We start from the raw sequence: 12,014 nt of genomic DNA on the forward strand, positions 1-12,014 counted from the left end.
CGCCGCCGACCTCGCCGCCGACTTCGCCGCCGCGATCTGCGGCGACGCGACGGTTTCTCACGGATCGCGTCGTTCCCCGGACGCAGCGTGACCGCCAATGGTTGAATGGCGGACGGCGGGGCGGGGCCGTCTTCCTGTCAGCGTGATCGCCGTCTACGCCGCCGGAGGGTTCGAATGCCGTTCGATGGTGAGGACTTATCGGTCGCCGACGGAGCGAGTGAGCTGGTCGACGCCGAGAAACGCTTCCGCGCCCTGCTGGAGGCGGCGCCGGACGCGATGGTGATCGTGGAGCGGACCGGCCGCATCCTGCTGGTCAACGCGCAGACCGAGAGCATGTTCGGCTACGCGCGCGGCGAGCTGCTGGGGCAGCCGGTCGAGATCCTGGTGCCGCCGCGGTTCCGGGCACCCCACCAGTCGCACCGTGAGGGCTACAGCTCGCACCCGCAGGTGCGGCCGATGGGCGCCGGGCTGGAGCTGTTCGGCCTGCGCAAGGACGGCTCGGAGTTCCCGGTCGAGATCTCCCTGAGCCCGCTCCAGGAGGACGACGGGCCGCTGTTCTCCGCGGCGGTCCGCGACGTCACCGAGCGGATGGCGGCCGACAAGAAGATCCGGGACCTGGCGGCCATCGTCTCCTCCAGCCAGGACGCCATCATCACCAAGACCCTGGACGGCCGGATAACGTTCTGGAACATGGGCGCCGAGCGGCTCTACGGCTATCAGGAGTCCGAAGCGGTCGGCCGGACCATGGCGATGCTCATGCCGCCGGAGCGCTACGACGAATACTCGCGCCTGATCCACCGCCTGGCCTCCGGCGAGCAGGTCGAGCACGTGGAGACCCTGCGGGTGGCCAAGGGCGGCCGGCCGGTCGACGTCGACGTCACCCTGTCCCCGCTGCGCGACGCCGCCGGCGAGGTGGTCGGCGCCGCGGCCATCGCCCGCGACATCAGTGAGCTGTCCCGCGCCCAGCGCGAGCTGACCGCCCTTTACCAGCAGCAGCAACACATCGCCCTGACGCTCCAGCACGCGCTGATGGGCACCCCGGCGCGCATCCCCGGCCTGCAGTCCGCGCACTGCTACCTCCCGGCCACGGCCGGCGCCGGCGTCGGCGGGGACTGGTTCGACCTGGTGCCGCTGCCCGACGGCCGGATCGGGGTGCTGATCGGCGACGTCATGGGCCGGGGCCTGGAGGCCGCCGCGGTGATGGGGCAGCTGCGCTCGGCCGCCAACGCCCTGGCCCGGGCCGGCGCCTCCCCGGACCGGCTGATGCAGATCCTGGACACCATCGTCGCCGAACTGCCCGACCAGCTCGTCACCTGCTCCTACCTGGTGATCGACGCCGACCAGGGCAAGGTCACCGGCTGCTCGGCCGGCCACCTGCCGACCCTGGTGGTCACCGAGGGCGGCCGCGGCGTCTACCGGCTGCCGGTCCCGACCTCGGTCCCGCTCGGCGTCGGCGGCTCGGTCTACCGCGAGGCGCGCTTCTCCATCCCCTCCGGCGCCATGCTCGCCTTCTACACCGACGGCCTGGTCGAGACGCCGCGCAGCGACATCGACGACCGCATCGACGCCCTGGCCGCCGCGCTGTGCGCGTCCGCGGCCTGCGGCCACAGCCTGGACCTGACGGTGAAGTCGGTGGTCGACACCGTCACCGCCGACGGCGACTGGTGCGACGACGTGACGCTGGTCCTGATCCGGATGCCGGAGACCCCGACCGAGACCGCGGCGGTGGACCTGCCGTGCAAGCACCGCAGCGTCGCCGTGGGCCGCCAGTTCGCGGTGGAGACCGTCGACACCTGGGAGTGCCCGGACACCGACACCCGCGACACCATCGAACTGCTGACCTCCGAGCTGATGACCAACGCGGTCCGGCACGGCCGCGGCGCCGGGTCCGTGACGCTGCGGCTGCTGTGCTTCCACGACCGGCTGACCGTCGAGGTCACCGACCACAGCTCGCGCGAGCCCCGGGCCCGTACCGCCGGGGTCGGCGACGAGTCCGGGCGCGGGCTGATGCTGGTCGAGGCGCTGGCGCAGGCGTGGGGGACGAGGCCGACCGGCGGCGGGAAGACGGTGTGGTTCACCGTGGTGCCCGAGCGGGTGTGAGGACTGCTGGCGGGCTGTCCCTGGGCCGCTCCGGGCCGCCATCGGGCCGCTACCGGGCCGCTGGGCCGCTACCGGGCCGCAGGGCCACCGGGCCGCAGGGCCGCTACTGCTACCTCGGGCTCCGAGTCCCCGAGCCGGGCGCGCTGGTGTCGACCACGATCGCCAGCAGCCGCCGGCTGATCGCGGCGTCGACGGCGTTCGCCCGGCAGGTGACCTCCAGCTTGCGGTAGATCCGCTGCAAGTGCGTCTTGACCGTCTCGCTCGACAACGACAGGCACCAGGCCACCTGCGCCGAGGTGAGCCCGTGCGCCAATCCCGCCAGCACTTCCCGTTCCCGCCGCGACACCATCGGCCCGGGCGGCTGCCGACGCGCCGTGATGATCCCCGAGCCGTGGGCCAGCGCCACCGCGTGCGCGGCGTTGCGGGCGCCGAGCGCCCGGTAGATGCGCGACATATGGCTGGCCACGGTGCGCGGCGTTATCCCCAGGCGGCGGGAGATCTCGTACTTGGTGCTGCCGCCGGCGATCAGCGTCAGCACCTCCAACTCCCGCACGCTCAGGTCGCGCCGCTTGGTGTCGTCGGCGCTCACCTTCAGCCGCACCAGGCCGGTCCGCGGCGCCGGGGCCCCGGACCGCGCCGGACCGCGCACCACGACGCGCGGCGGAACCGTGCGCGGCGGAGCGCTAGGCGAAGGAGCCGTGCGCGACGGAACTGCGCGCGACGGAGCTGTACGGGACGGAACAGCGCGGGTCGGAACGGTACGGGGGGAATCGATGACCGTCATCGAGGAACCTCCAGATTCAGGGGCGTGCGGCGCGCGCCTCTTGTCCGGGCCGCCGGAGATCATGCGCGCGGATTGCGAGAGCGGCTCGCGGATGGCGGATTCCCACCGCTCACAAAGCGACCTGATTCCGCGCCACCCACCCGTCGATCCGCGCCCAGTTGTCCTCCAACCAGCCCATCCGGGTCTCAGGCTGCTGCGGTATCTCGGTGGCGGGCACGGCCCACCACGTATAGACCACCGGTTCGCGCAACGGCAGCGCACGCCACACATCGGAGGCGGACTGCAGATGGTCCAGACCGGTGTGGGCGACGAACACCACCGCGGCGCGCGGCGAGGACTCGATCGCGGCGAAGACGCCGTCCGGATGCGGAGGCATGACGTTGTGCAACTGCTCGGCGCGCGCCGCCGCCGCGCCGAGGCCGCGCCGGCGCAGACGCCGGATCGCGCGCAGGCGCCGCCTCGGCGTGAAGTTGCCGCCCTCGGGAAAGATCAGCAGCGCGTCGTCCGCAGCCATGCCCTGCGCGAGTTCGCCGACCCGGGCGGCGGTCGCGCCGTGGTCGCCCGGCTGGGGGTCGATGAAGGCGTGCGGGATCCGGCTCAGCAGCGCGTCGATCAGCGGGTCCCAAGCCAGGGTGTCCTTCAACACGACGCGGGGGAGCCGCCCGTACTCGGCCAGCAGGAGGTGCGCCAGCAGGAAGGCCCCGCCGACGCCGCCGTGCCGTCCGCACACGATGAGCGGGCCCGGAGGCATCTCCGGCGGCGCCGATCGCTGGTCGGACGACGGTGCCACGAGCAGCACGTCGAGTCCGCCGTAGCGGCGTGCCGCCCGGCGCAGGCCGTTCAGCGCCGTGGTCAGCGACCGGCGGCGCTCGTCCCGGTCCCGGACCGCGTCGTGGTCGACGTGGAACCGGATCCAGCGCCATGCCGCCACCGCCAGCCCGGTGATCTCCAGCGCCGCGTAGATCACGGCGACTGCGAGGACGCGCCGATAGCGTCCGACGCGGAGTCTCAGCGGGGTTGTGAGAACGGTGTACAGGCCGGCCACGACCGCGACCGGGACCACGATCGCCGACACGAAGATCAGTAAGCAGATTCCCAGCAGCCGCCGTCCGGCGGCCCGCATCCGGCTTTCAGGCCCGCTGTCGCCCTCGTCGTGGCTCACCGCGCGTGCCCCTGCTTCTCCAGATAGACCGAAGAAGCCTGATACGCCCGCTCGATCCGCTCCTGGACCAGGCCCAGCCCGCGTCGTCCGTACCGCAGTCGCGGATCGGCCGCCGAGCCCTGCGCGCCGGTGGGCAGCACGTGGATCTCGACGCCCGGCACCGGGTTGTTCAGGGCGTGCACGAACCGGTGCCGCCGGGCGATCTCGAACGCGACCACGGCGACCTCGCGCGGCGTCCGCGGCGGCTTCAACGGCTGGTCGATCCGGCCGACGTGCAGCACGTAGACGGTTCCGGCGCCGGAGGTCAGCGCGCGGTCGACCGGCACGCTGTCCACCAGCCCGCCGTCCAGGAAGTGCTCCCCGCCGATCGGCACCGGAGGCAGCAGCCCGGGCACCGCCGAGGACGCCAGGACCGCCTCGACCAGGGATCCGGAGCAGAACCAGTGCTCCGTGGCGCGCTCGATCGAGGCCGCGACGCATTCGAAGGGCACCGCCAGGTCCTCGATGCGCCGGTCGCCGAACTCCCGTTCCAGCAGCCCGCGCAGCGCGGCGTTGGAGAACAGGTGCGTCCGGCTGCGCAGCGCGGTTCCCATCTGCGCGAACAGGGTGTCCTTGAAGACGCCGCGCTCGCGCAGCGACACCCACAGCTGTTCCAGGCGGTGCACCGCCGCCGGGCGCGGGTCGGCCGCGACGACGGCGCCGTTCAGCGCGCCCACGGACGATCCGAGCACCAGGTCGGGCTGGATGCCCCGCTCCATCAGCGCCTTGAGCATGCCCACTTCGTAGGCGCCGAGCGGCCCGCCGCCGCCGAGTACGAAAACCACAGGTCCGGTCATAGTCGGGCCCGCGTACCCGGCGGCGTGCGGATCATGCAGGCTCGTGATGCTGTCCGCGGGCGCTGTTTGAACTCCGGAGGCCCAGGTATCAGGAGGCGGATCAGAAGGAGGTACGGCATATGATGACCGCCATTATGGTGATCTTCGTGCTGGCCCTGGCCGTGCTGCTCATCGGCGGCGCGGTGAAGGCCCAGCGGATGCAGAGATCGGCAGCCAACGGCCCGCAAGTCACCGACTACCGCCAGCGCCTCACGTCTGACGACCGTCGGTACATCGAGGAGTCGTGGAAGCACGCCGCGGGCATGTTCCCGCAGAATCCGAAGGTCGCCCTGGACGTGGCCCACAACGCCGTGGCCTCCGTCCTGAACTCGCGGGGGATCGACTCCGTGCGCGTGCCCGCCATGCCTGACAACGTCGACTCGGCGAGCCCGGAGGAGCTGCGGCAGGAGCTGCTCCGGTACGAGGCCATCGTCAACGACCTCACCGGGGCCGGGGCCCTCAGTGGCGCACGAGACAGCCGAGAGGCCGTTTAGCCTCCGGGCTCGCGGTTAACAGGCACCCGGCCCGCCGACAACCCCTGAGTCGGCGGGCCTCCACGCGCCCGAAACACCCCGAAACGCCCCGAAACACAAGGAGAACACACGCTCATGGCAGCGAAAGGGAAGGGCTTCCGCCAGTTCGTCCTCCGTGGCAACGTCGTCGACCTGGCAGTGGGCATCGTCATCGGCGCGGCCTTCACCGGAGTGGTGAACGCCTTCGTGAAGGCGTTCCTGACACCCCTGATCGGTCTGGCGACCGGTAATGTCGGTGACTTCAGCGCGCGCACTGTGCGCGTCGCGGGCACGGATTTCCCCTACGGCGCCTTCATCAACAATCTTATAGCGTTCATACTCACGGCCATGGCTCTGTACTACTTTGTCGTCGAGCCGGCCAACCGCCTCCTGACCCGCTTCCAGGGCGAGCCGGACTTGCCGCCGACGCCGAAGCGGGACTGCCCGGAGTGCCTGAGCTCGATACCTGTGGGCGCGAGGCGGTGTGCGTTCTGTACAGCGATTCTGCACGACGAGTTCGAAGACAAGGACAAGGACGACAAGGACATAGTTAGGGCGCGGTGATCACCGCGCCCGGGGTCCTGCAAAGGGTTTCGCTCATCTAGCGTTTCGCGTCCGACTCTCCCGCTCATACGCCGCTGCTGAGAGCAGCTCCTGGTCGGTGAGAATCTCCTGCGCGCGCGTCTTGGCGGCTTCGGCCCACGCGATGCGTTCCCGGTCGGCGAAGCGGCGGAGGCTGTCATGGCGGTCGCGGACGCGGCCCAAGGCCTGCTGGGTGGCTGCCAGTTCCTGGTAGCTCTCGGAGAGGCGGTCGGGGTCCTGGCCTGATTTGGCTGAGCAGTAGGCCTCATATGCGGTGTCGCGTATGTCGGTGCAGACGCGTTTGGCGGTTTCGGCCTGGTTCTCGGCGTCGCGCAAGCCTTCCATCCACGCGCCGCCGACGATCTCCTCGGCCGCCGCGACGACTTCGTGCTCGGATATCTGCGCGACCAGCCGGGAGTAGGCGGCTCGCCTTCTTCTGATTCTCCACGGTCCCATGGTTGCTCCTGCTTCTGCTCCTGGTCCCTGGCTCCGGTGGCAGCCGGGTACCCAGGCGCGCGGCTGTCTAACGCCTGATTTTCGAGCCACGTCGCTCAGTGGTTTGCTCTGTGCCGTGCTGGCTATACGAGGTGTCTACAAACAACGCCGAGAGGAATCCGCCATGCAGGACACCCTCGAATACGTAATAGGCACCCGGGTTCGCTGCGCCGCTGACGACTCGGCCAGTGCGGACGTCGCAGAGGTCGACAACAATCTCGGTCTGGCGCAGACCGTCGAGTGCGGCGTTGTCGACTTCATCGTCGTCGATCCCGTCGTCGGGCGGATCACGCACCTGGTGGTCCGGCCCGACGAGCCCGGTGCCGCGTCGCGCCTGGTCCCCGTGCACATCGCGGTGCCCGGACCCGATGGTGGCACCATCGACCTGAACTGCACTCGCGCCCGGTTCGAAGAGTTCGAGGCCGCGGTGCAGACGCGGTTCCTGCCCGGTGCGGCGACGCCGCTGCCCGGGCGTGAGCGGGTGCTGGAGTGGCCCTTCTTCGGGCTGGCGCTGACGCCGGCCGTCGCCGGCGCCGCGCCCGGCGCGGACCCCCAGCCGGCGACGACCGTCGTGGAGCGGATCCCGGTCGGCGAGGTCGGTGTCCGGCGCGGGGAGCGCGTGCACGCCACCGACGGCGAGATCGGCCGCGTGCAGGGCCTGGTGGTGGTCTCTCCGGACAGCGCCGTGACGCACGTGCTGCTGGACGAGGGCCACCTGTGGGGGCGCAAGCGGGTGGCCATCCCGATCCGCGACGTCTCCGGCATCGACGAGGACGGCGTGGCCGTGCGGCTGAGCAAGGACGAGATCAAGGATCTGCCGCCGGTCGACGTCGAGGGGGTGGACTCCGGCGAATAAACGTCGGCCCCCCGTTTCGACCCCAGCAAACCGGACAACCGAGATGAGCGGCCCCTCGCATCAGCGGGAACCCTGTCAGGGTTCGAAGGGCGCCGCAGGGAGGTGAACAGCACATGGTGATGCATCACACGACGTCGCGGGTCGGCTCGACCGGCGTCACGTCCCGGATCCTGCTCGCGGGCCTGGGTGCCGCGGGCCTGGTCGTCGGCGCGTTCCTGGACTGGACCCGCGACACCCAGGGCACCCACGTGTCCTGGCACGCGGTCTATCAGGACACGTTCGGCGGCACCGACAACATCGTGAAGTCGATCGGCGGCGCGTCGATCCTGGTCGGCCTGCTCGCCGTGCTCGGCCTGGCCGACGCCAGCGGCTGGCTGCTGCGCTTCGCCGGCGCGGTCGGCATCGTCGGCTCGATCTTGTTCATCATCCAGGTCCAGAGCTCGTCCGACCACAGCCTGCAGACCGGTCTGTGGTTCGCGCTCGCCGGCTCGGTCCTGTGCGTCGCGGCCGGCCTGAGCGGCTTCGGACGCGGGCGGCCCGTGATCATCGACGAGTGACGGTCCGGCGCAGCGGCTACACAGGAGGCAACGACATGAACCAGAGCATCAACGACGGCGTTCACGCCGTCCGCGCGGCCGGACAGCGGGTGCTGGACCGGGTCGAGACCGCGGCCGGCGAGGTCCGCCACGAAGCGGCGGAGGCGGGCGACCGGCTCGTCCACGCCACCAAGAAAAGCAAGAAACGAGACCGGGCGCGCGGCCGGAAACGGGCCGCCGGGATCGTGGCGTCGACGACGTCCGTCCTCGCCTTCCTCGGCGCGCTGGTGATGCGCCGGAAGAACAAGAAGGCGGCGTGACGCGCGGTCGAACTGATGTAGTGCGTTGAAGACGGCCACTGGGCCGCCGAACAGCCGAAAAGCTGTTCGGCGGCCCAGTGGCGTTGGCGTTGGCGTGTCGTGCCGCGACGACTCGCCGGCCGCTCGGACCCCTCCGTATCCGCGCCGGCCCCGGTCATGCCCGCGGCCTCGGACCGATCACTCGGTCCGAGGCCGCGGGCCCCACGGTGTTCCGCCTGAGCGGCGGAACATCCGCTCAGGCGGCCATCCGCGCCGCCGTTCCCACCAGCGCCTCACCCAGCTTCCGGTACCGCTGCGCCACCGCCGACCACGCCAGCGTCGGCGCGATCAGGCCGGACTGCGTCGCCATGTCCGCCGCCACCCCTGGCACCGTCAGCACCCGCCGCAGCGCCCACGCCATCGCTACCGGGTCCTGGTGCGGCACCACCGCGCCGGCCCCATCGCCGAGCAGCTCCACCGCGTGCGGGAAGGCCGTCGCCACGATGGGGCGCTGCGCCGCCACCGCCTCGATGAGCACGCCGGAGGTCACCTGCTCCCGGCTGTCGTAGGGCAGCAGCACGACGTCCGAGGCGTCGACGATCTCCTGCAGCCGGCGCTCGCCCTCGTACTCGGCGTCGAACTCGACCAGGTCGTCGACCCCGCGGTCCCGGGCCCGGGTCTTCAGCGAGTCGCGGTACGCCTCGCCCTGCCGCTCCAGCACCTTCGGGTGGGTGCGGCCCACCACCAGGTAGCGCGCCTCCACCCCCATCGCGCGCAGCTCGGCGATCGCGTCGATGGCCCATTCGATGCCCTTGCCCGGGCCGATCAGGCCCCAGCTGAGGATCGTCGGCCGCTTCGCGTGGCGGATCACCTTGCTGCCGTAGGCCCGCTGGCGCGGGGGCGCCACGCGCGCGCCGTGCGGAATGACCTCGACATCGAGCGCCGACACGCCATAGACCTTGCCCAGCCGGTGCCCCGCCGTCCGGGACAGCACGACCACGCGGTCCGCCCGGTGCATGAGCCGCTCCAGCACTTCGCGCTGGTGCGGGGTGGGTTCGGCAAGCACGGTGTGCAGGACCACGATCACCGGCCGCCGCACCGCGTCCAGCAGGTCGAGCACCTGCTCGCCGTCCTGGCCTGCGTAGATCCCGTATTCGTGCTGAACGATCACGGCGTCGAACCGGTTCAGGGCCGCCAGCGCGGCGGTGTCCTCGCGGCCCTCGCCGCCGACCATCGCGACCACCTCGTCGCGGACCGGCTCGTCCGCGGGCAGCGCTCCGTCCAGGACCTGGACGACCCCGACATCGCAACCCGGATCGGCGGTGAGGTGGTCCCGCAGTGCCTTGCTGAACGTCGCCAGTCCGCACCGAGCCGGAGGATAAGTGCTGAGGATGCCGAAAGTGGCCATGATTAGTCCTTCCTACGGGAAGGTTCCGTGTAGCCAGTGGACGGACTGACTAAACAGGAGTATCAGCACCGCGACGCTCCCCTCAGTGCGCTGCGACCCCCAAATGCGTCGCCACCGGCGCCAACGGCCGCACCGCGGGCCCCTGCAACACCGCCCCGTCCGGGGCGAACCGCGACCCGTGGCACGGGCACTCCCAGGTCTTCTCCACGTCGTTGAAGCCCACGGTGCCGCCCAGGTGCGAGCACACCGCCGAGACCAGGTGCAGGATCCCCGACGCGTCCCGGTAGGCCGCGCAGTGCTCGCCGCCGATGTCCACGACCGCGCCCTCGCCGGGCTGGATCGCGGCCACCGCGGCCCGCTCGTCCGGCTCGATCCGGTGCCGCACCACCGAGCGGCCGCTGCCGGCCTCGGCGCCGCCGTCGGAACCGGCGTCCTCCAGCCGGCCGGGGGAGAAGGCCTCGGCCCACTCCGGCAGCCCGCCGCCGGCGATCCCGGCCGCGATCAGGCGCCCGGCCACCACCGCGTTGGTCAGGCCCCAGCCGCCGAAGCCGGTGGCGATCCAGGTGTGGGCCTGCTCCGGGGAGCCGGCGGCCCGCCCTATCAGCGGCACCCGGTCCCCGGTCTCGTAGTCCTGCGCCGACCAGCGGTGCGTCACCTCCTCCAGGCCCATCCGCGCGGCGGCCCAGCCGGCCAGGGCGGCGAAGCGCCCGCCGATGCCGCCGGCGCCGGGCTCGAACTTCTCCCCGGCCACGATCAGCAGCCGCCGCCCCGGCGCCAGCGGGGCGGTGCGCACCGAGCGCACCGAGTCCTCCAGCGTGATGTACATGCCCTCCGGCGCCCGCTCCGCCGGGACCGGGCCGGCCAGCACCAGCTCCCGCCGCGGACGCAGCGCCCGGCGCAGCGCCGGCGTGCTGCTGATCGGGTAGCCGGTGGCGATCACCAGGTGCTCGGCCGTCACCGACGCCCCGGCGCCGGTCACCACCACGCACGGCTCGCCGTCGTCGACCGCCACCACCCGGCTGTCCTCGTAGACCGCCGACCCGCGCCGCACCAGGTCCTGCGCCAGCGCCAGCAGCAGCTTGCGCGGATGGAACTGGATCTGGCCCTCCAGCCGCAGCGCCCCGGCGACCGGGAAGGGCAGGTCGATCTCCTCGCGGAAGACCGCCGGCACCCCGGACGCCACCGCCGCGGCGAGCTCGTCGCGCAGCTCCGGCAGGGCCTGGTCGCGCGTCACATAGACGTACGCCGCCCGCCGCTCCAGATCGCAGTCCACCGCCAGCGCGGCGGTGACCTCGGCGACCCGCTCCACGGCCAGCATCTGGGCCTGCCCGTACTGGCGGGCGGCCTGCCGGCCGGCGGCGCGCGCGATGGCGCTGAAATTGAGCGACTGCAGGGCCGAGGCCTTGCCCGTGGTGTTCCCCGTGGAGGCGGCTCCGACGCGCCCGGCCTCGATCACCGCGACGCGCCGACCCGCCTGGGCCAGCTCCCAAGCGGTCCACAACCCGGCCAGGCCGCCGCCGATCACGGCCACGTCGGCCGTGCTGCGCACGTCCAGCGCCGGGTACCGGGTGGTACCGCTGGTGCCGGTCCAAAACGACTCGTTCATGGGCGACCGGTAACCGCGCTCGGCGAGTTGAAACGTCGATCGCGGGCGCGCACGATCAAAGAGGAACCATTTACCCCGCCGGAGGGGCGGTCACACGGGCCGGGCCGACCGGAAGGAGCGTCAGCATGGCCGCCGCGCAGCGGTACGAGATCGGGAGCGCCGTCCGCTGCTCGGACGGGGAATGCGGCGAGCTGGCGTACGTCGTGGTCGACCCGGTGGCCGACCGGCTCGCCCATCTGATCGTGGTGCCCGGGCACGGCGGCGCGTCGCGGCTGGTGCCGGTGGAGCGCGCCGGGTTCCGGGCCGGCGCGATCGTGCTGGACTGCACCCGCGCGGAGTTCGACCGCTTCGAGCCGGCCGTGCGGACCCACTTCGTCGACGCCGCCGACGCCGAGGCCCGCTACGGCTACCGCGACGACCAGGTCGTGTCCTGGCCCTATTTCGGTCTCGGGCCGGCCCGCCCGATGGCGGGGTTCGGCGCCCCGGGGCCGTTCCTGACCCCGGCCATCGAGCTGGAGGACCGGGTCCCGCTCGGCGAGGTGCGGGTGCGCCGCGGCGAGCCGGTGCACGCCCGCGACGGCCGGATCGGCCGGGTCCGCGGCCTGGTGGTGGACCCGGCCGACGAGGCGGTCACCCACGTGCTGCTCGACGAGGGCCACCTGTGGGGCCGCAAGCTGGTCGCGATCCCGATCGGCATGGTCGGCGACATCACTGAGGAAGAGGTCGCGGTCCGGCTGTCCAAACACGAGATCAAGGATCTGCCGCCGGTGGCGGTGGCGGGCCTGGAGTGACGGCGCGG

At 72.0% G+C, this 12,014-nt stretch carries 13 protein-coding genes; 7 read left to right on the plus strand and 6 right to left on the minus strand.

What is annotated here, in order from left to right; all coding sequences use genetic code 11:
- Nucleotides 1-174: 174 nt before the first annotated feature.
- A complete protein-coding gene (locus ABD481_RS04205) occupies nt 175-2,100 on the plus strand; it encodes a PAS domain S-box protein (protein ID WP_344664166.1) in 1,926 nt (641 codons plus the stop codon).
- A 109-nt stretch (nt 2,101-2,209) separates the two neighbouring features.
- Here the strand turns inward: ABD481_RS04205 and ABD481_RS04210 are convergent, their stop codons facing one another.
- From ABD481_RS04210 to ABD481_RS04220, 3 genes are all read right to left on the minus strand, one after another.
- Nucleotides 2,210-2,752: a response regulator transcription factor gene (locus ABD481_RS04210; RefSeq protein WP_344664167.1), complete on the minus strand. Its 543-nt coding sequence runs from the start codon at nt 2,750-2,752 to the stop codon at nt 2,210-2,212.
- Nucleotides 2,753-2,993: 241 nt separating this feature from the next.
- Entirely contained in the window at nt 2,994-4,046 is a 1,053-nt protein-coding gene (locus tag ABD481_RS04215; RefSeq protein ID WP_344664168.1) for a 1-acyl-sn-glycerol-3-phosphate acyltransferase, read from the minus strand.
- Nucleotides 4,043-4,882 carry a patatin-like phospholipase family protein gene (locus ABD481_RS04220; RefSeq protein WP_425559111.1) on the minus strand — a complete coding sequence of 280 codons (840 nt, stop codon included), beginning with the start codon at nt 4,880-4,882 and terminating at the stop codon, nt 4,043-4,045. Before ABD481_RS04220 ends, ABD481_RS04215 begins: the two co-directional genes overlap by 4 nt.
- Before the next feature lie 119 nt (nt 4,883-5,001).
- On the opposite strand from ABD481_RS04220, the gene ABD481_RS04225 reads away from it, so the two are divergent.
- Nucleotides 5,002-5,415, plus strand: a complete 414-nt coding sequence (locus tag ABD481_RS04225; protein ID WP_344664170.1) for a hypothetical protein — start codon at nt 5,002-5,004, stop codon at nt 5,413-5,415.
- A 114-nt stretch (nt 5,416-5,529) separates the two neighbouring features.
- Nucleotides 5,530-5,997 (plus strand): large conductance mechanosensitive channel protein MscL, encoded by a 468-nt coding sequence (gene mscL, locus ABD481_RS04230; RefSeq protein ID WP_344664171.1) that lies wholly within the window; start codon nt 5,530-5,532, stop codon nt 5,995-5,997.
- A 33-nt stretch (nt 5,998-6,030) separates the two neighbouring features.
- Here the strand turns inward: mscL and ABD481_RS04235 are convergent, their stop codons facing one another.
- Nucleotides 6,031-6,471, minus strand: coding sequence for a hypothetical protein (locus ABD481_RS04235; RefSeq protein WP_344664172.1), 441 nt, complete (start codon nt 6,469-6,471; stop codon nt 6,031-6,033).
- A gap of 163 nt (nt 6,472-6,634) precedes the next feature.
- On the opposite strand from ABD481_RS04235, the gene ABD481_RS04240 reads away from it, so the two are divergent.
- The 3 genes from ABD481_RS04240 to ABD481_RS04250 all read left to right on the plus strand — a co-directional run bounded on the left by ABD481_RS04240 (nt 6,635) and on the right by ABD481_RS04250 (nt 8,222).
- Entirely contained in the window at nt 6,635-7,366 is a 732-nt protein-coding gene (locus tag ABD481_RS04240; protein ID WP_344664173.1) for a hypothetical protein, read from the plus strand.
- 113 nt (nt 7,367-7,479) lie between these two features.
- Nucleotides 7,480-7,923 carry a sugar:proton symporter gene (locus ABD481_RS04245; RefSeq protein WP_344664174.1) on the plus strand — a complete coding sequence of 148 codons (444 nt, stop codon included), beginning with the start codon at nt 7,480-7,482 and terminating at the stop codon, nt 7,921-7,923.
- A gap of 35 nt (nt 7,924-7,958) precedes the next feature.
- Nucleotides 7,959-8,222: a hypothetical protein gene (locus ABD481_RS04250; RefSeq protein WP_344664175.1), complete on the plus strand. Its 264-nt coding sequence runs from the start codon at nt 7,959-7,961 to the stop codon at nt 8,220-8,222.
- Nucleotides 8,223-8,457: 235 nt separating this feature from the next.
- Here ABD481_RS04250 and ABD481_RS04255 read toward each other — a convergent pair whose 3' ends face one another.
- On the minus strand, nt 8,458-9,609 hold the full coding sequence (locus ABD481_RS04255; RefSeq protein WP_344664176.1) for a glycosyltransferase: 1,152 nt from the start codon (nt 9,607-9,609) through the stop codon (nt 8,458-8,460).
- A gap of 82 nt (nt 9,610-9,691) precedes the next feature.
- Nucleotides 9,692-11,215: an FAD-dependent oxidoreductase gene (locus tag ABD481_RS04260; protein ID WP_344664177.1), complete on the minus strand. Its 1,524-nt coding sequence runs from the start codon at nt 11,213-11,215 to the stop codon at nt 9,692-9,694.
- 125 nt (nt 11,216-11,340) lie between these two features.
- Here ABD481_RS04260 and ABD481_RS04265 point away from each other — a divergent pair, with 125 nt between their 5' ends.
- Nucleotides 11,341-12,006 carry a PRC-barrel domain-containing protein gene (locus ABD481_RS04265; protein ID WP_344664178.1) on the plus strand — a complete coding sequence of 222 codons (666 nt, stop codon included), beginning with the start codon at nt 11,341-11,343 and terminating at the stop codon, nt 12,004-12,006.
- Nucleotides 12,007-12,014: the final 8 nt, after the last annotated feature.

The sequence above is a fragment of the Catenulispora yoronensis genome (assembly GCF_039531695.1).
Lineage (GTDB): Bacteria > Actinomycetota > Actinomycetes > Streptomycetales > Catenulisporaceae > Catenulispora > Catenulispora yoronensis.